Consider the following 18,700-nt stretch of genomic DNA (forward strand, 5'->3'; position numbering starts at 1 on the left):
TAATTCACCCAGCAAGGCAACTATTGACTTTTCAAACTAATACTGTTGATTCCCCACAGCCTCATTTTTAAGGAGAAGTGGAGTAATCAAAAAGAATATTCACTGCTAAAACTTTAGCTACTTTCGTGAGTAAAACTATGGACACAAATCAGGATACGCTTTTATTTCGCTTTGCCTCTAAATCCTTAAAATATTTTTTGTTGGTGCTATTTGGCATTGCGATCGCTTACGTTTTATCCAGTGGTTTGGGTATCTTACAAATCATACCCATACTGCTGTACCTTTTACAACAGTTTTTGCTTCCACTGGGAATTATCCTGTTGTGTTTAATGACAATAGCAGTAATTTTTGAATCCCTGCGTTAAAAATCGGGGGAGTGGGGAGTAAAGAATTGTTTCCCTTGTCTCCCTCATTTCCCTCACTTTTCCCTGGCATCTAAAAACTTCAACTGGTGGTATAAACAGCTAATCTGCACTAAATTCACACCCTTTAATTGGGCTTTCCGTAATGGGTTGCCGAAAATTGCTTCTATCTCCAAGGGACGATGTTCGTCGTAGTCAATTTTCATGCTGGGGCGGTAAGGCGTCATTTTGACAGTATAATCGAGCATTGTTTGAATAAAGCGATCGCTAATAATCCGCCCATAGCTTTTTGCCCCCATAGCTACTTCATACATCAACTGTTCAACTAACTCGCGGGTGTACTCATCCGCCATTAATTCATCTGTTCTAGCGTTGAGAATCACAGAAAGCCCATTGTAGGGGATATTCCACACCAGCTTTTTCCAACGTGCTAGTAGTAAATCTTCGGCTAATTCAATTGAGATATCAGCGCTTTCAAAGTCATCAGCAATTTGCTGCATTCTTTCAGTTGTCCCACGAGGCTGATAATTACAAGTATATTCACTGAAGACAATTTGCCCATAGTCTAGGTGGTGTATATGCCCTGGCCCCACTTTGTTAGAACATAAAAAGCACAATCCACCGATAACAGTTACATTACCAACAATTTCAGCAACCTCCTCTTCTACACCAAGTCCATTCTGTAATACCAACACCACCCCATCATCTTTAACCACAGGTGGCAACATCTTTGGTAGTAAATGGTTTTGCGTACTTTTCAGTGCCACCACCACCACATCGCATTGTGGCATCTTTTCTACGTCGTTGTAGGCGTGGACTTTAGCAAGGGTGAAGTCGCCGTTTTTGGACTCTACCACTAAACCATATTTGTTTACCTGTTCGTAATCACTCTTGAGCAAAAAGTGGACATCCAACCCAGCTTTTTGCAGCCTGCCGCCATAGAATCCACCTAATGCTCCAGTTCCCAGAATGGCATACGTGCGATCGGACATTTCTTTTATAACGGAATTTTCCTAGAAACATCATAAGGTGATGTCTGACAGGATTACGCCTCTAGGTGTACTTTATTCAACGCCTGATCTGAAATTTATTTTCTTTAATAAAACTTAAAATAGGTTTATTATCCTTTAAAATCTTTTGCAGAGATTTAGGTAAGATATATGGCTGATATTGTTGATATTGCAGTTACGGCTGAGTCTTTTAAAACACTAGTAGCGGCTGTACAAGCTGCTGGTTTAGTAGAAACATTAAAAAGTCCTGGCCCATTCACTGTCTTTGCACCAAATGACGATGCTTTTGCCAAGTTACCAGCGGGAACTATCCAAACTCTGTTACAAAATATTCCCCAGCTAACGCGGATTTTAAAGTATCATGTCGTTCCCGGAAAGCTGCTAAAGGCTGATTTAGCACAACTCGGCACGGTTAATTCTGTGGAAGGTTCACCCATTAAAATTGATTCTTCTGATGGTTTTGAAGTTAAAAATGCCACAGTTTTAGCAGCAGATATCGAAGCTGATAATGGTGTAGTACACGTTATCGATACGGTAATTTTACCGGGTTAATTCAGCTAGGGTGGATGTTTTCCACCCTACTTATCCAAAATCTTTATAATTAACTAACTATTGGTAGTATCAAAACGCAACTAAATAGTTTAATTTATGTTATATTTGCAATGTGATTACTCACTCATACGTTAATATATATTTCGTTATTTTAAAATAAATTAAATTATTAAAAAGCTAACATCCTATCCCAAGAAATTAATGCTCGATTTTAACACCTTAGCTGAGTTCTCTCGTGGCAACTGCGTAAGTATTTGTACATTTCTCGTACCAGCGAACTTGCTTGTCACCATTTTAACGATAAGCCTGGTAGCGTTACGCCGTCCATCGCATCAAGTATGGCAATCTGCTAGAATTGCTAGCTTTTTCGCTTCTGTAATGATACTGCACGTATATACTTGGTTCATGATTGGCGTGGTGATGGCTCCTACTTATATCTTACTGTGGCTAGCAATCACCTGCTTGGTGACTAATTTGGCAGCAATTCTTTTTCAAAGACGCTACAATAACACTCCTAGTCTTTCCAACTGAAGTCTATCGGGCGTCTATAGGTAGATATTTTCAGAAAATCATCATTTGACACCTCTCCCTTCATGCTCAAGGATGGCATAGAGCCAAGAGTCTCGCCATTCTCCCTTAATCTCAATGGTGTTCTCGCAAATCTCCTTCCTGCTGCATTCCAATTTTTTGCCTAATTCGTGCTGAGGTAATGTTTTATGGGTGACAAGTCGTAAATATGCGATGTAAGTCTGTCTAACTCCTGAAAACCAAATGATACAAGTGCTTTTACAGCTTCAGTCGCATATCCTTGTCCCCAAAATTCCTTACTAAAAGAGTATCCAATGGAGCCTATTTTGTTGTCAGTATCTTTAACGGATATGCGACAGATACCAATTAATTGCTTTTGGGGTTTTAAAGTTACTGCCAAAGCAAAATGCTGACGGGGTTCTTCCCCTTGTAATGAAATCTCTCTTTGCAAAAAATTTTTGGTATCTTCTTCGCTATTTGGGCCAAATGTTAAATAACGCACAACTTTAGGATCGCTAGCGTATTGATGAACTGCTGGCCAATCTGATTCTACAAAGTCTCGCAGTATGAGACGTTGGGTTTCTAGTGGTATCATTGGGGAAATTCTGCACGTAACTGATTGACTACCCGATCTAGTCCTACAGAATGGGCGGCTTTGAATAATAAACGATCGCCTGCTTGCACAAATGTCTTCAACCTAGCCACTAACTCGGCATGAGTTGCAAAACACTCCGATGGAATACCCTCGGCACTCAGGGCGATCGCTTCGGCATCTTGTCCATCTACCAAAACCAACAAACCATCTAAATTCAACTTTCGGACTGTTTCTCCCACTCGCTGGTGCAACTGCTGCGATCGCTCTCCCAATTCTTTCATTGCACCCAATACGGCAATCTTCCGCTTTCCGGGTGTGTCTGCCAATAATTGCAATGCTGCGATCATCGCTTCTGGTGCAGCATTATAAGTTTCATCTAAGATTACCACATCATTGGGTAAGTTAAATCGCTGCGATCGTCCTGTAGGCATATCCACCATTACACCTGCTTTGAGAGATGCCCAATCAATCCCCAACACCTTTGCCACCGCTAAAGCTGCCAAGAAATTAGTGGCATTATGACGACCGGGTAAAGGTAAAGGTAGTTGGATTCCTGCGACTTCCACAGTCTCGTGATCAATTAACTGCCCTTGAATATCCCCACCAGAAAAGCCGAAAGTTACAACTTGTCCGTGCCAAACTTTCGCAGCAGTGGCGATTAATAGGGGATTATCGTGGTTGAGAATTGCCACGCTATCAACAGACATTTCGGCTAACAACTCACATTTTGCCTGAGCGATCGCTTCTTCGGAACCCAGTAACTCAATATGCGCCGTTCCCACATTGGTAATCACTCCAATTGTTGGACGCGCTATTTGCGTCAGTTCGGCAATTTGTCCTCTACCCCGCATCGCCATTTCAATCACGGCATAGTCATTTTCTGCGCCAAGTTCTAGGAGAGTTTTCGGAACACCAATTTCGTTGTTGTAATTTCCATAAGTTTTGTGAACTCGTCCCTTTGTTCCTAAAACTGCGGCGATCAATTCTTTGGTTGTCGTTTTACCTACAGAACCGGTTACTCCAATTACAGGAATATTAAAGCGATCGCGCCACCATCTGCCAATTCTCTGATATGCCTTGAGAGTGTCTTTTACCTGTAATACCGGAAATCCCGGATTTTCGTATTCAAAATCTACGATTGCAGCTATTGCACCCTTTGCGATCGCAGTTAGCACAAATTCATGTCCATCAAACTTATCGCCTCGTAAAGCTAGAAATACTTCACCCGACTTTAGGGTACGGCTATCTGTTTGGATACCGCTACTTACTTGTGTTAGAGCAATTTCAGATAAGTTTACAGCCTGGGCCAAAAGAACTTCAACCAGTTGGGTTAGAGTGGCAGAACAACGCATAAGTAATTTACAATTTAAAGTTCAAAATTATAAAATCGAATTATGACACAACACTGGATTAAACAACAAGATTTGCGACTTCAAGGGAAAAGTTGCGAATCTAAACCTAGTCAGAATAACACCAAAAATAGTGCCAAAGAAGCTTAACTCCTTTGGCACACTTTGTTTATAAGCTATATATAGTTTAATTAGGCATATATTTTCTCGTAAAATAAAGGGTTTAACACCCCCACGTCTACAGATAGCCTCAATTTCAGTCAGCTTTGAAATCTTCGTCTGAAATATATCTTTAATTTTGAATTTTGAATTGTTAACACCCTATCCCCGATTTTTAATCAAGATTACTTGTACGATTTGTATTGCCATCTCACTAGAAACCCCTAAAGCCTGATATAAATCATTTAAGAAGTTTTTTTCTTCTTCAGCTATAATACCTTCAGCTAAGACTAAATCGGTGGCTACTGCAAAGGCTACTTCCCGTAAGTCTTGCGATAGAGAATCTTTTGCTGCATTAAATAAAGCATTAAAACCGTCACCCTGAAGAATGCCCAAGATTTTGTCAAATAGCCTGTTCATCATCTCATGGGGATAACTTTTAAAAAGTTTCAGCCGGGAGAGCGCAGAAGTGATAGAATTTGCTTGCTCAATAGAAAGATAACCGTCTGAAGCTGTTGCCACCAAGATAATGACAGCAAAAGCTTCTGCTGGATTGAGTGCTGCTTGGGTTTGGCTTTCTGTGCCCAATACAGCGTCGAATAGACCCATTGTAGTAACTCCTTGGTTAGAGTCTCGATAGCGCGACAGTTACCTGTGTGTTTGGTAATTACCAGGTAAAACTGCAACGCTGTGAGACTTTCATGCTTTAGTGTTCCCAGGATTGATTCATGACGAACACTTGCACCCAATGGTTTTTGGCAAGAACTACAATACCAGATGTGAACTTAGGGTTCCCCGATCTTTTCTATTGTCTCAATTACCGCCAAACCGATACTAGAAGCTGCTATTAACAGTACTGCTGATATCAAATAGGCGTTTGTCAGCATCCGTAGGGCTTCATCGAAAAAAATATAGGTGGTCATTGCTTCACCTTTTGAACTTTGTGCTGCTAGTACTTTTTATTTCTCCACACCCCGATAGGTGAATTTCGCTGAGAAACTGCTAGCAATTGCATCTTAACAAAACTTTAGCTCTTTCAGAACCCCACTGAAACTTTTTCTTTCTGAAGATTCGATGAAGTTTAACGTGACGTGAGTTTGAGGAACCTCTCCCAATCCGAAGGAGCGTCTCGTAAACAAGGGGAGACGGGCGATGGGTGAGAAGGAATTCAGCACTGAGGTTAAATGAGGAAAGCCTAGACCAAACAACGTGCAATCGTCGCTACAACTGATTGAGAAAGAGTATCAAAGTCGTAACCACCTTCTAAGCCAAACAGAATTTTACGAGTTAGCCCCAAACAATAATCAGTGAACAAACCATAATCTTCTGATTGCAAATTGATACTTGCCAAAGGATCTGCCGCATTCGCATCATAACCAGCACTGACAATGAGTAAATCCGGTTGAAAGTTTGCTAAAAACGGTACTACCTTGTTTTCAAACAGCGGCTGATATACCGTAATATCGCTACCTGGTGGTACAGGCAAGTTGAGGACATTATTGTGAAAACCGCGTTCTGTAGCTCTCCCAGTACCGGGATAACAAGGGTACTGATGTAACGAACAATAAGCAATTTGTGGGTAAGTTTCGACAATGGACTGAGTACCATTACCGTGATGCACATCCCAATCTAAGATGGCGACACGGTTAACTCCGGGTTGTTCGAGGGCAAATAAAGCGGCGATCGCAGCATTAGAAAATAGGCAAAAGCCCATCCCTGCATCACTTTCTGCATGATGTCCTGGGGGACGCGCTAGTACAAAAGCTGGATTAGCCGCCTTTAACACAACCTCAACTCCATCTAACCATGCACTGACTGCCAACAATGCCACATCATAACTGCGCGGTGAAACGGACGTATCTCCATCCAAAGGGCCACCGCCACTAGAAGCGATTTGCCAAAGTTTTTTGATGTAGGCTGGGCTATGGGCTTTAACCAACGAAAACATCAGTGAAGGCTGTTCTGATGCTGGTGTAGGCGATCGCCAGGTGATTTGGTCTGCGAATGTAGCTGCTTTTAGGGCATTTGCGATCGCAATCAAGCGTTCTGGTTTTTCAGGATGGTATTTTCCAGTCTTGTGATCTAAAAATTCGTCAGAATAGATGACTGGCAGCATAGAACGAAAAAGGTTGGCAGCAGGGACACTGAATGTTATTGTATCCTCACTGGTAAAAAAGTTTTTCCTTGTACTAGAACACCAATGCCATCAATTTAAACTTGACAGACTACTAGAGCGTTGGGCGTTTACTTTCGAGAATTTCTGTTGCAATCTTTGCAGTCAGCGGGCGGTAGAATAGAAAGCCCTGGACATCCTCACAGTCAATAGATTTTAAGAACTCTAATTCCTCTTCTTTTTCTACCCCTTCAGCCGTCAACTTCAATCCCAAGCTGTGTCCCAAGGTAACTATGGCCTTGATAATATGAGCTACTTTCACATCCTGTGTCAAATTTTGAATGAAAGATTTATCTATTTTCAGATTGTGGAGTGGCAAAAGCTGTAGACGCGAGAGTGAGGAATGACCCGTACCAAAGTCATCAATGGAGATGTAAATACCCATCTGCTGTAGATTTTGTAACACCGTTCTAGTAAAATTTAAGTCCTCAATGGCTGTGGTTTCCATAATTTCTAATTCTAAAAAGCGCGGCTCCAGACCCGTTTGTTCTAAAATTGTGGCTATAGTCTCCACCAATTTGGGTTGGCGGAACTGCTTAAGAGAAAGATTCACAGCCATCATTATGGGTGGAAATCCTGCATCTTGCCAGATTTTATTTTGAATACAGGCTGTCCGCAGCACCCATTCGCCGATGGGGACAATTAATCCACTTTCTTCCACCAGGGGAATGAAAACACTGGGTGCGACTAATCCCATCTCTGGGTGCTGCCAACGCAATAGAGCCTCCATACCAGTAATTTCTTCTGTAGCAATGTTCACACGAGGCTGATAGTACAGCGTAAATTCATTGCGTTCTAGGGCATAGCGCAAGCTCTTTTCTAAAGTCAGGAGTTCAGGATTTTTAGCGCTCAGGGAAACACTGTAGAATTGGTAGTTATTCCGTCCTTTGTCCTTGGCGTAGTATAAAGCGGCATCTGCGTGCTGGATTAGTGTTTCGGCATCAGGACTGTTGTTATCAAGCAACGCAATACCGAGGCTGGCAGTCACATAAAGTTCATGCCCTTGGAGATGGAAAGCATCCTCTAAAGCTTGTAAGATTCTGCACGCCACCAGAGTTACCTCTTCAATATCATTCACTCGCGGGAGTAATATAGTGAATTCATCACCTCCCCAACGGGCTATAGTGTCTCCGCCTCTAAGTGAGTCATTTAATCTTTGAGCGACACTTTGTAACAATTGATCTCCCAGAGTGTGCCCCAGAGTGTCATTAATGACTTTGAAGCGATCTAGGTCGAGGAAGATCACAGCTAAACTTTCACCATTACGAGTGGCGTTGGGCAGAATCTTACAGAGCAGCTCATTAAATAGTAGACGATTGGGCAACCCTGTCAGCAGGTCATGGAGGGCTTGATAGCGAATCTTTTCTTCTACTTGCTGACGCTGCCGCGTACTAATGATACTGGCGGCCATTGTCAAAAGGGTAGATTCTTCGTGCTTTGACCAATGACGCTCAAAGGTGCAGTCTGCCAAGCCAATATACCCCCAGAAATCATTTTCCAACCGAAGAGGCACCAGGAGAAGGGATTGAATGCCATCTCGAATCAGAAATTCTTGTTCGGCGACAGGAAATTTTTCGGTGATTCCGCTAATTGACTGGCCACTAGAGAGAACAGTGTACCAACGGGCTAATCCAGAAGCTTCATAAGTCTGATTCTGCCAATGCTGGTGGGTAGATTTAATAAAAGAGTGCGTCCATTCAAACCGTAGGCTGACTGCTATTTCCTGTGTAACAGGATGCGGATGGTTCTGAAAGAGATAGGCACGATCTGCTTTGGCAGCTTCGCCCAGTACAGCTAGAGCTCGATCAATACCAGTTTCGTAATTCATTTCTCCGAGCAAATAATTGGCAGCTTCTGCAACTGCCTGTAGCAAGCGATCGCGCTGGCGCAGTTCGGCTGAAGCTTGCTTTTGCTCTGTAATATCCCTAATAATAAAAGTTCTAATTAAATCACTTTCAGGAAGATAGAGAACGGATTGTTCAAAAACTTCTGTGCCTACTTCTACCTCCCGCACAAAAGAATTATTTTCTAGATTGTTAACTCTACTCAAAAGTCCTATTAAAATTGGGTGTTCTGTCCCAACTTTCCTAAGATTGGGAAACTTAATAGCTGCGGCTGGATTGAGATAAGTAATTCTTCCCTCGAAATCCATCTCAATAATTGGATTGGGGATAAGTTCAGGGAAGGATGCTAGGCGAGCTAGAGCAGACTCACTAGCTGCTTCAAAGCTGGGATCGACAGCTAAGGTTTGAAAAGGATTGGCAGGACTGGCTTCCTCTGATAGGAAACCAGATAAGTCTTCAACATCACAAGATTCAGAAAATGCTTGTTCTGAGAGGTTGGAAATAGCATAATATTTAGCCTGAGCTTGATTACTGCCAAAGGCAATTATATCTCCGTGCCTGAGATTATGAGAAAAGCTTTTAGTGCCATTCACAAATAAGCCATTAGTACTTCCTTTTCCCTTGTAGTTGCCATCAATAATCTGGAAGCCGTATTGGTCAGTTTCTGGAACAGTTACTCGCAATAAAATTGCATGTTGCATTGATACTGACCGGGAAGCCAAGACAATAGTGTTTGCGGGATGTCGCCCCAGAGAATAAGTAGTCTCTTGCAAGGGGACAGTTCGCCGCCCTTCCAGGTCTTGAATAACCAACAGATGGCGTATTTTTTCCCGCTCATTTCCTAACATCGCTGTTCCTCAAATTCTCATATCTTTATGTCTTAGTCTGAAAAAGACTGCTCCCATAAATTCAGACTTTCAGGCTGAACTTATGGGAAAATTTGCTCAATCAAAGTTCTCACCATCTGCGATCCCAAAATTGGTATGAGGGTGTAGACTAGCCTTTATCTTGATGATTGACCGCACTCAGCGCTGTTAGCGGATAGCTAGGGTTTAGCCCGTTCTGAGTAAATTAAAAATTACTCAGTCTTTATGTACTTGGTACATGCCCGCTGTTCTGTTGCTCCACTTGGAAAGACCACAGACGCTCTTGCTAGCTTGCTTAAGAGTAGGTGAAGGGTACGCAGACTCAACGCCCCGCTACCGCTAACGGAACTCAGTACTCTTCATCTTCAGGACTTACGCAAACAATAGCTGAAAAGAGTGATTTTTAGGTAGGGGCAATTCATGAATTGCCCATACATCGTGTAGTTTTGCTTTGTTCCTTCGTGTATATCATCCAACCTTGTCTTTCTTAGGATACCCAGATTGACAATTCAAAATTAAAATTTCAAAATTGTTTGCACAGCGTCACGTTGGCGCAGCCTAAGAAGAAAAGTCAGTTACACCAGGGATTTCAACCCCGACTAAAACTGAACAAAGTCGCAGCCAATCCGCCTCCGAGCTAAATGTAGACGTTGGCGTTAGCCTCTCCCTTTGGGAGCGATCCATTAGTCAGATATTTCTTAAGATTTATACAACACTTAATCTCTGACCTCATAAAGTTGGGGGCTTTTTTATGTCCTATATAGTCAAAGTTGTTAGAGTATTAGTCCAACAACTTAGGGATATAAGATAGAGAGGTATGTTTACCCTTTCCTTCCCCTGAAAGTGAGCATTAGTTAAGTATGGATAATGAGGACAGATTTATACTTATTACTTAGGCTCAAATGCTGAAAGTAGGTGTTTGAGCATTAAATGAGCATTTTAAAGAGAGTGAAGGCTGAAAGTATTGATATTATGTCGGTTTATCGTAATCTGCAAGAAACTCACTTAAATCGTGCCCGCGCTAGTCTCAGACAAGCGCTTGCTTGGTATGGATATCTTCGCAAGTCAGGACAGTTATCATCTAACCCAGAATTGGTAGGTTTGGTGAAACCAGAATTGGAAGCTTTGAACGCCACACTCAACAAACTGGATTCAAATGTCATTAGAATTGCCGTCTTTGGTTTGGTGAGTCGGGGAAAGTCAGCAGTTTTAAATGCCTTACTGGGAGAGAAGATTCTGCAAACTGGCCCTCTGAATGGTGTCACCCAATGGCCCCGTTCCGTGCGGTGGCAGCCCGGTGGTAAGGTGCTAGTAGAATTAATTGATACCCCCGGATTAGATGAAATTGAGGGTGAGTCACGGGCGGATATGGCACGAGAAGTAGTACATCAGGCGGATTTGATTTTGTTTGTCGTGTCTGGTGATATCACCCGCACTGAGTATCAAGCACTGCTGGAATTGCGACAATCACAAAAACCCCTGATTTTAGTGTTTAACAAGATAGATTTATATCCAGATACCGATCGGGGAGTGATTTACCAAAATTTGCAACAACTGGGTGCTGGGAATCCCCAAGCGAAACCTCTACTACCTGATGAGATTGTGATGGTGGCGGCGGAACCAGCAGCAATGGAAGTGCGGGTTGAGTGGCCTGATGGGCGTGTCAGTTATGAATGGGAGACACCACCACCGCAAGTAGACGAACTTAAAGAGACAATTCTGAATATTCTGAATCGGGAAGGGCGATCGCTTCTGGCTTTAAATGCACTCATCCAAGCACGGGATGCAGAAGCCGCGATCGCTCAAAAAACTATCGACTTACGCGAACAAGAAGCCGAAAATATCATTTGGCAATTTACCAAATACAAAGCTTTGGCAGTAATGCTCAATCCCATTGCTTTTTTAGATATCCTTGGCGGAACTGTTGCTGATTTGGCGTTAATTCGCGCTCTAGCTAGATTGTATGGTTTGCCGATGACTAGCTATGAAGCTGGGAAAATTTTAAAAACGATTTTATTTAGTTCTGGTGGTTTGCTCCTAGGAGAACTAGGTAGCAGTTTGCTTTTAGGTTTAGGTAAAAGTACGGCAGCAATAACCAGTGGTGACAATCCCAGCAATATTACTGCCTTGGCTAGCAGTGCGATCGCTCAAGCTGGTATCGCCGGTTATGGCGCATATTCCGTTGGCAAAGCCGCCCAAGTCTATCTCGAAAAAGGCTGCACTTGGGGACAGTTGGGCGCTAGCAGCGTCATTCAAGAAATTCTTTCTCAAGTTGACCAGAACACAATTCTGTATCGTCTGCGACAAGAGTTAGGCATAAAATATTGAGAATAAATAAAATTTGTTAAGCATTTGTAACCGTTTATAAGTGTTTATCAAGTTCTATCAAGCTCTTCTGACAATTGACTGACATTCCCAATTTGGGATGCAAGATTGAGAATATCACCACCTCTGCTAGCGATCGCAACTAGTGGAATTCCCGTACCTTTTTGAATCAAAGATGACAAGAGAGTAATTCCCACTCAATTTTGCTAATAAAGATGGCGGTGTTTACCACTACCTCTTCTGGGAAGCCTATCTAAACTGGAAATGTAGTTAAAATCTATCTCTGTAAATAAAGGTGAAAGTATCATGACAAATACCCTAAACTCATTTGAAACTGCTGGAGCGGCAAATATTGAAGAAGCCATTACCAATGCTATTACTGAAGCCCGTACAACTTGTGATTTAGATGGCGGTGATTCTGCTGGTTGTGCCGTAGCCTGGGACATTGTGGAAGAATTGCAAGCTGAGAAAGCTCACCAACACCAAGCAAAATCAAAGAAAACCTCTTTGGAAAATTACTGCGATCGCCATCCAGATTCAGTAGAATGTCTAATCTACGACGTTTAACTCTTCCGTAAATCAGTTGTTGCTGATTGGGTTATTTGCTTAATTGCTTCTAAATCAGGTGGTGGTGTTTCACTTTGCATTCCCAACCACAAAAGATATTCGATATTCCCAGCAGGGCCAGTGATCGGCGACCAAGTTAAGCCTTTGTATTTCCATCCTAATTCGTGGGCGGCTTGCAACACTTGGAAAATGGCATCAGCTTGGTCGTTTGGATCGCGCACAACACCTTTTTTACCCACACGGGATCTACCGACTTCAAACTGTGGCTTGATTAACAACACAGCTTCTCGGTTAGCTTGAGTTAGTTGCCACAAAGCAGGCAGAATTTTGGTTAAAGAAATAAACGATACATCAACCACCGCCAAATCAGGAACCAAGTCATTGTCGCCATATAACTCATCTGGTCGTAGTTGCCGTAAATTGGTGCGTTCCCGCAAAATCACTCGCGAATCATTTCGCAACCGCCAGTCAACTTGTCCGTAACCAACATCAATACCGTAAACTTTTGTTGCTCCAGCTTGCAAGAGACAATCAGTAAAACCACCAGTAGAAATCCCACCATCTAAACAAATGCGCTCTACTACGGGAATGGCAAATACTGATAAAGCTTTGGAGAGTTTTTCACCACCTCTAGAAACAAAAGGCGATCGCACCTTAATATTTATTTGAGCCGAAATATCAACTTCTGTACCAGCTTTATCAACTAGCTGCTGATTAACAGTAACTTCCCCCGCCTGAATTAACCGTTGTGCCAAGGCGCGAGAAGAACATAAATTTAACTCTACTAATAGTGTGTCGAGTCGCTGTTTAGCCAATTAACTAGACTCTCCTGGTAAAATTAAAGCCAAAGCACGATTGATAATTTCTTCGCGGTTAACCAGCTTTTCTAATTCTTCAGGCTGATAACGACCTTCTTCTACTTCTAAGGAAGCCTCATCAATGGCATTTAAATAGGCTTCTGCTAAGATTTCTAACAATTCTTCTGGCGTGAGATAATAGCCTCCAGCTTGACGCCGCTGATTTTCGCGCTGAATTTCCCGAACCGAATTCCGAATTGATACTTCCCAAGAGCGAGTCGTGCGATTTTCAGCTTGTTGTTTAATCAGATGCAACAATAGAATCACTGCATAGCTACGAATCGTTTTGATTATGTCATTTCGGCTCATTTCTGTTAATTCTTCAACTATAATCAATGCTCCTTGAACATCGCCCTTAACAAGCAAGTCTTTCAGAGTTAATAATTCTTCCATAATCAGCGCCTCAAACATCGGCAACTTCTATTGTGGCTTATGACGGTTCTAGTTTATATAAGATAGGCTAATGCGTTTGGTTCATAAAAAAGCGATCGCTCTTTCCCAATACAGACAAAAGTGCGATCGCTATATTTTATACTTGTTCTTGAATCACTAAATATCCTGTTCGCTCAACTCGCGTGTAATGTGATCAAACGGTTCATCCACAAAAGCAGTATTAACCACACCGGCGGCTGCTACTTGTTCTTTAATCAGATCCTTGAGAATTTGGATACCGCGAACCGTAGGCCCAATAGGCACTCCTAGAGAATTGTAAGTTTCTCGTAGCCCTTGCAGCACGCGCTCATCTAATACATTTGTGTTCCCAGCAACCAGCGCATAGGTGGCGTAGCGCAGGTAGTAGTCCATATCCCGCAGACAAGCCGCATAACGACGAGTTGTATAGGAATTTCCACCAGGGCGAATCAATTCTGGTAGTTCTTCATATAACTTTAAACCAGCTTGCTTGACAAGTGCAGCCGCATTAGAATTGATTGCCGCCGCCGCTTGTACTCTTGCTGTGCCACTATCAAAGTAAGACTTCAGGCTATCGATCGCATTCCGGTCAAAATACCGACCAGCTAAGTCATAATTCTTAATTAAACTTGTTACCGCATCGCGCATTCCTTCTTCTCCCAATCATTGCTATTTATGGTTTGATATTTATTTGGCTGCACTTATGCACCAGTAAACTTTTGTGCTATTAAAAATAGATTCGGCACAAAAACAATTTATCCACTATCTATGGATTCTATGCCAAAGTTGTCCCCTATATGATGAACTTTCCAGTTTTGTAGAGATGATCGCTGAAAGGTTAATATAACCTGATAATCCAGATAGCTGTAACATAGGCTACAAAATCCGCTAATGTTTAGTATTTAAGATATTTCAGGTGTGTCACGGCTTGATTGAGATCAGCAGGGTTAGGATGCTTTGGAAGATTCTGGTATTACTTTAGGAAATTGGTAGAGAAGGAGTAACAATGACAACACCGCAAGAAGTCTTGAAGAGAATTCAAGATGACAAAATTCAGCTGATTGATCTCAAATTCATCGATACAGTAGGGACTTGGCAGCACCTCACACTGTACCAAAACCAAATCGATGAGACTGCATTCACTGATGGCGTACCTTTTGACGGTTCCAGCATCCGAGGTTGGAAAGCAATCAACGAATCGGACATGACGATGGTACTCGACCCCAACACTGCTTGGATCGACCCATTCATGGAAGTGCCAACGCTCAGTATAATTTGTAGCATCAAAGAACCCCGCACAGGCGAATGGTACAACCGTTGCCCACGCGTTATTGCCCAAAAAGCAGTAGACTACTTAGTTTCCACTGGACTTGGTGATACAGCCTTCTTTGGCCCGGAAGCTGAGTTCTTTATCTTTGACAGTGCTAGGTTTGCCCAAACCGCCAACGAAGGCTACTACTTCTTAGACTCAGAAGAAGGTGCTTGGAATTCCGGTAAATTTGAAAAAGGAAAACCCAACTTAGCTTACAAACCACGCTTCAAAGAAGGTTACTTCCCAGTTTCGCCAACGGATTCTTTTCAAGATATCCGTACAGAAATGCTGTTGACGATGGCACAATTAGGTGTGCCTATTGAAAAGCATCACCACGAAGTTGCTACTGGTGGTCAGTGCGAACTAGGTTTCCAGTTTGGAAAGTTGATCGAAGCGGCTGACTGGTTGATGATTTACAAATATGTCATCAAAAACGTTGCCAAGAAACACGGCAAAACCGTTACCTTCATGCCAAAACCGATTTTTGGCGATAACGGTTCGGGAATGCACTGTCACCAGTCTATCTGGAAAGATGGCAAACCTCTGTTCGCAGGTGATAAGTATGCTGGTTTGAGCGAAATGGCGTTGTACTACATTGGTGGTCTTCTCAAGCACGCACCAGCGCTGTTAGCAATTACCAACCCCAGTACCAACTCATACAAGCGCCTAGTGCCTGGTTATGAAGCACCTGTTAACTTGGCTTACTCCCAAGGAAACCGTTCTGCTTCTATCCGTATTCCTCTATCTGGGACTAACCCCAAAGCCAAGCGTTTAGAATTCCGTTGTCCAGATGCTACATCTAACCCCTACTTGGCATTTGCTGCAATGCTTTGTGCTGGTATCGATGGCATCAAGAACAAAATCCATCCTGGTGAACCCTTAGATAAGAATATCTATGAACTCTCTCCAGAAGAACTGGCAAAGGTTCCTTCAACTCCAGGTTCTTTAGAACTGGCGCTGCAAGCACTAGAAAAAGATCACGCCTTCTTGACAGAATCAGGCGTCTTCACGGAAGACTTTATCGGAAATTGGATTGATTATAAGCTAGGCAACGAAGTCAAGCAGTTGCAGCTACGTCCTCATCCTTACGAGTTTTACCTCTACTACGATGCTTAATTAAGAGTCGTATTTAACCTAAGTTTATAAGTTTTGCCACCCTAGAGTAGAGGGTGGCTTTTTTTTCCAGAGTTGTCAGTTGAGACATTCACTCAAAAAATCAACCTTAAAACTTAGCTCATGGAAGCGTGACTTGGCCCATAAATCATCCGAGTGTTAGCATCTACCTTGCCTTGAATCGGGTTCCAGTAGTGAGATGCTTCTTCAGGAAGACCTAGTTCTTGTGCAGCCCGCATCAGTATTGATTGTTGGCGATTCTTGACTTGCTGATGTTCACGCACCATTAACGCACGAGATTTATCTGCGATAGACATAACCATAGTCCTCTCTATTTTGTGAGTATACAATTCTTGGTTTCTCACTAGACTAATATAACAAAAATTCTGTAGCATAAGCTACTTTTTACAAAAATTTATATTTTTTTGCCCACAATATCAGGTATTTTTTCCCAAAAGCCGGAAATATCTCCCCAATCCACCTTTCATAACTAAAATCATCTAGCTTCAGATTGGTCTGACCTTAAAAGACACACCTTTCCCAAGACTGAACATTTTTTCGTTACTTTTATTTACACTTAAGTTCAACTCAAGTGATTAATTTTTGTAACTTTTACTCATTTTTTCGGTGAAGTGGCACAAATACAGCAGTTGCAAAAAACTAAGTTACCATCAAATAAAAATTTACATAATTTATGACAGTTACCTACCCACGTAAATTTCAGAATGTTTTGAGTGCGAGAGATATATTGAAACGGGTGGTATGCGATCGCGAAATCCATCTAATTACCCTCAACCGCTACCGTTACAGTGAACAACACAGTTGCAAAGACCTCACAGAGCTAATTGAACAACTGAATGGACAGCCACAGGAACTAGTGCGGGATTTGTCTCATCACATCTCAGATGAAGCTCGTCATGCTATGTGGCTAACTGACTTGTTGGCAGAACTGGGAGCAGATATTGGTAAGCCGCCCGGTTCCTCCTATATCAATGAATTTGAACGCCTACTCGATCGCGAACAACAAGATCCAGTCCAAGACCTCGAAGACTTTGTGATTTCTTCTCTTGCCGCAATTAACGTCACTGAAAAACGGGGCTGTGAGTATTTCTCTGCCCACATTTATGCACTCAAGCAAGCAGCGCAAACGGCAGAAAACATCAAAATCCGAGAAACTATTGAAAAAATTCTCCCGGAGGAAGTGGGACATGTGCGGTGGGGTAATCGTTGGCTAGGAGAACTCGCGCGTAAGAGTCCAGAACATCAGCAAAAAGTAGAGCAAGCCAAGCGAAAATATACCGCAATTGAACAAGCGGCATTTGAATCGGGAATGGATATCACCTTGGGTGCAGAACTACGGCGAGTTGCCAACCTGGTAGAAGTGGCAAATACCATGCCACTTTGGCAACGTCCTCAATACCTCATAGAACGCTTACCCCAGACTTTGCTAGCGCCTGAATTACAATTTACCAGGATTCAGGCTGCACAAAAGGCTTGGCAGCGAGATCCACAGACGTTTATCGAGAAGTTTGTGCCCATGTTCCTCAACGGCATCCAGGGAACAGAAAGTAGCCGCAAGAAAACAACTGTTTAAAAGGCATTGGGCATTGGGGATTGGGGATTTAAACAATTAATAGTTCTTCTCCCTCCTGCTCCCTCATACCCACTCCCCACTTCCTTTTCTTTAAGTAAAATTCATTTAAAAAGACCAAATGCAAAATTCTGCATCTGGCCTTGGGTGTAGAATAATTAAAATGACTAAGATGATCTGGTAGATCCTTCTTAATGTTTATTTTGTCGGGAGCCATCTACGAGGAGAACAAACCAGGGGGCAAGAGTAGGTCAAGAATAGTAGATTTGTTAGCAAGTGCAAAAACCTATACTACTTGTGCAAATCCATGCGCTAGATAAGCATAGAGATGAGACGAAAGGGATTTTATGTTTCGGCAAAGGATGCTAAACAGATGTCGCAGCGAAGATCAGTTACTTGCTGATGTAGATAACCAGCTACTGAATGTCTGAGAAGAAAATCTATTGGGGAATAAAGTGAAGTTGCCTTAAGACTGTTTCCTCAACAAGCATAATGTCTGAATTAGATGTGGTTTAGATTAACTGATAGCCTAAGTAACATCTATTTCTAGAGCCGTTGAGGATTGAGACGCAGAGCTTCCCAAGAATATGAGCAACAGTTGTGTAGCTTTTGAGGAGTTGGTAATGCTGTTGATCAAGGCACTGAATTTGATTTGCGTTTTGATCGGCAGGATTGACGCCAACTATATATACAAAGCTTGCAGTTGAAATACTAAGCGATCGCTGAAGACTTTCGTGTGTCAACTGTATATATCTCTGCCAGAAAAGCTGTGTAAAAGATGTTAGCACAGCATCCTGTTTTCTGGTAATTCTGTTCCTTTGGGAAAAGAGGTATTACCCTACGGTAGTTAAACCACAGCATGGATATTTCGGAGTTTTTGTGTCACTTCTCTGCGCCCACTACCGCGATGACGTGGCGCATCATCTGGATTTTGTTCAGATGCCGCCGAGAGCCACTGTTCCGAAGTAGGCGTCGAAGACAACAGCCCTGTTGATAAGTGATTGACCATTGCTTGGCAGTTAGAAGCTAAGGGGCCGAACACCAGACTCGAGACTAAAAGTGAAATGGCAGCACGCATAGCAGATG

At 42.5% G+C, this 18,700-nt stretch carries 20 protein-coding genes; 7 read left to right on the forward strand and 13 right to left on the reverse strand.

Annotation, left to right across the window (positions count from 1 at the left end; all coding sequences use genetic code 11):
- Positions 1 to 137 precede the first annotated feature (137 nt).
- Positions 138 to 365, forward strand: coding sequence for a hypothetical protein (locus V7K62_RS02415; protein WP_322696896.1), 228 nt, complete (start codon positions 138 to 140; stop codon positions 363 to 365).
- A gap of 53 nt (positions 366 to 418) precedes the next feature.
- On the opposite strand, the gene V7K62_RS02420 is transcribed toward V7K62_RS02415, so the two are convergent.
- Positions 419 to 1,354: a putative 2-dehydropantoate 2-reductase gene (locus tag V7K62_RS02420; protein WP_334861293.1), complete on the reverse strand. Its 936-nt coding sequence runs from the start codon at positions 1,352 to 1,354 to the stop codon at positions 419 to 421.
- A gap of 168 nt (positions 1,355 to 1,522) precedes the next feature.
- On the opposite strand from V7K62_RS02420, the gene V7K62_RS02425 reads away from it, so the two are divergent.
- Both V7K62_RS02425 and V7K62_RS02430 read left to right on the forward strand, forming a co-directional pair.
- On the forward strand, positions 1,523 to 1,924 hold the full coding sequence (locus V7K62_RS02425) for a fasciclin domain-containing protein (protein ID WP_069073559.1): 402 nt from the start codon (positions 1,523 to 1,525) through the stop codon (positions 1,922 to 1,924).
- A gap of 201 nt (positions 1,925 to 2,125) precedes the next feature.
- Positions 2,126 to 2,455 carry a hypothetical protein gene (locus tag V7K62_RS02430; RefSeq protein ID WP_334861296.1) on the forward strand — a complete coding sequence of 110 codons (330 nt, stop codon included), beginning with the start codon at positions 2,126 to 2,128 and terminating at the stop codon, positions 2,453 to 2,455.
- A gap of 160 nt (positions 2,456 to 2,615) precedes the next feature.
- Here V7K62_RS02430 and V7K62_RS02435 read toward each other — a convergent pair whose 3' ends face one another.
- From V7K62_RS02435 to V7K62_RS02460, 6 genes are all read right to left on the reverse strand, one after another.
- Positions 2,616 to 3,047 (reverse strand): GNAT family N-acetyltransferase, encoded by a 432-nt coding sequence (locus V7K62_RS02435; RefSeq protein ID WP_334861298.1) that lies wholly within the window; start codon positions 3,045 to 3,047, stop codon positions 2,616 to 2,618.
- Positions 3,044 to 4,399, reverse strand: coding sequence for a UDP-N-acetylmuramoyl-tripeptide--D-alanyl-D-alanine ligase (locus V7K62_RS02440; RefSeq protein WP_334861300.1), 1,356 nt, complete (start codon positions 4,397 to 4,399; stop codon positions 3,044 to 3,046). The genes V7K62_RS02435 and V7K62_RS02440 overlap by 4 nt, the downstream gene beginning before the upstream one ends.
- 318 nt (positions 4,400 to 4,717) lie before the next feature.
- Positions 4,718 to 5,164, reverse strand: a complete 447-nt coding sequence (locus V7K62_RS02445; protein WP_334861301.1) for a tellurite resistance TerB family protein — start codon at positions 5,162 to 5,164, stop codon at positions 4,718 to 4,720.
- Between the two features lie 176 nt (positions 5,165 to 5,340).
- Complete coding sequence (locus V7K62_RS02450) at positions 5,341 to 5,478, reverse strand: hypothetical protein (protein WP_334861303.1); 138 nt, start codon at positions 5,476 to 5,478, stop codon at positions 5,341 to 5,343.
- Between the two features lie 272 nt (positions 5,479 to 5,750).
- Complete coding sequence (locus tag V7K62_RS02455; RefSeq protein WP_334861305.1) at positions 5,751 to 6,671, reverse strand: histone deacetylase family protein; 921 nt, start codon at positions 6,669 to 6,671, stop codon at positions 5,751 to 5,753.
- Positions 6,672 to 6,783: 112 nt separating this feature from the next.
- Positions 6,784 to 9,420 carry an EAL domain-containing protein gene (locus V7K62_RS02460; protein ID WP_334861307.1) on the reverse strand — a complete coding sequence of 879 codons (2,637 nt, stop codon included), beginning with the start codon at positions 9,418 to 9,420 and terminating at the stop codon, positions 6,784 to 6,786.
- Positions 9,421 to 10,368: 948 nt separating this feature from the next.
- On the opposite strand from V7K62_RS02460, the gene V7K62_RS02465 reads away from it, so the two are divergent.
- A complete protein-coding gene (locus V7K62_RS02465) occupies positions 10,369 to 11,766 on the forward strand; it encodes a GTP-binding protein (protein WP_334861309.1) in 1,398 nt (465 codons plus the stop codon).
- 47 nt (positions 11,767 to 11,813) lie between these two features.
- Here the strand turns inward: V7K62_RS02465 and V7K62_RS02470 are convergent, their stop codons facing one another.
- The gene (locus V7K62_RS02470) at positions 11,814 to 11,945 is read right to left on the reverse strand and encodes a hypothetical protein (protein ID WP_334861311.1); all 132 of its coding nucleotides are present in this window, start codon (positions 11,943 to 11,945) and stop codon (positions 11,814 to 11,816) included.
- 124 nt (positions 11,946 to 12,069) lie between these two features.
- On the opposite strand from V7K62_RS02470, the gene V7K62_RS02475 reads away from it, so the two are divergent.
- Positions 12,070 to 12,330: a Calvin cycle protein CP12 gene (locus tag V7K62_RS02475; protein WP_334861313.1), complete on the forward strand. Its 261-nt coding sequence runs from the start codon at positions 12,070 to 12,072 to the stop codon at positions 12,328 to 12,330.
- Here V7K62_RS02475 and V7K62_RS02480 read toward each other — a convergent pair.
- The 3 genes from V7K62_RS02480 to apcB form a co-directional block, all read right to left on the reverse strand.
- Entirely contained in the window at positions 12,327 to 13,145 is an 819-nt protein-coding gene (locus V7K62_RS02480; RefSeq protein ID WP_334861315.1) for a TlyA family RNA methyltransferase, read from the reverse strand. The two genes, V7K62_RS02475 and V7K62_RS02480, sit on opposite strands and share 4 nt — an antisense overlap.
- Complete coding sequence (locus V7K62_RS02485; RefSeq protein WP_334861317.1) at positions 13,146 to 13,580, reverse strand: DUF29 family protein; 435 nt, start codon at positions 13,578 to 13,580, stop codon at positions 13,146 to 13,148.
- Positions 13,581 to 13,736: 156 nt separating this feature from the next.
- Entirely contained in the window at positions 13,737 to 14,246 is a 510-nt protein-coding gene (gene apcB / locus V7K62_RS02490) for an allophycocyanin subunit beta (RefSeq protein ID WP_292764195.1), read from the reverse strand.
- 358 nt (positions 14,247 to 14,604) lie between these two features.
- Here apcB and glnA point away from each other — a divergent pair, with 358 nt between their 5' ends.
- Positions 14,605 to 16,026: a type I glutamate--ammonia ligase gene (gene glnA, locus V7K62_RS02495; RefSeq protein ID WP_334861319.1), complete on the forward strand. Its 1,422-nt coding sequence runs from the start codon at positions 14,605 to 14,607 to the stop codon at positions 16,024 to 16,026.
- 113 nt (positions 16,027 to 16,139) lie between these two features.
- On the opposite strand, the gene V7K62_RS02500 is transcribed toward glnA, so the two are convergent.
- Positions 16,140 to 16,340 (reverse strand): hypothetical protein, encoded by a 201-nt coding sequence (locus V7K62_RS02500; protein WP_094327996.1) that lies wholly within the window; start codon positions 16,338 to 16,340, stop codon positions 16,140 to 16,142.
- Between the two features lie 377 nt (positions 16,341 to 16,717).
- Between V7K62_RS02500 and V7K62_RS02505 the strand changes: the two genes are divergently transcribed.
- On the forward strand, positions 16,718 to 17,617 hold the full coding sequence (locus V7K62_RS02505) for a ferritin-like domain-containing protein (RefSeq protein WP_334861321.1): 900 nt from the start codon (positions 16,718 to 16,720) through the stop codon (positions 17,615 to 17,617).
- Between the two features lie 844 nt (positions 17,618 to 18,461).
- Here V7K62_RS02505 and patX read toward each other — a convergent pair.
- Positions 18,462 to 18,692 (reverse strand): heterocyst-inhibiting protein PatX, encoded by a 231-nt coding sequence (gene patX, locus V7K62_RS02510; RefSeq protein ID WP_334861323.1) that lies wholly within the window; start codon positions 18,690 to 18,692, stop codon positions 18,462 to 18,464.
- Positions 18,693 to 18,700 lie beyond the last annotated feature (8 nt).

It is taken from the genome of Nostoc sp. (assembly GCF_036917935.1).
Taxonomy (GTDB): domain Bacteria; phylum Cyanobacteriota; class Cyanobacteriia; order Cyanobacteriales; family Nostocaceae; genus Nostoc.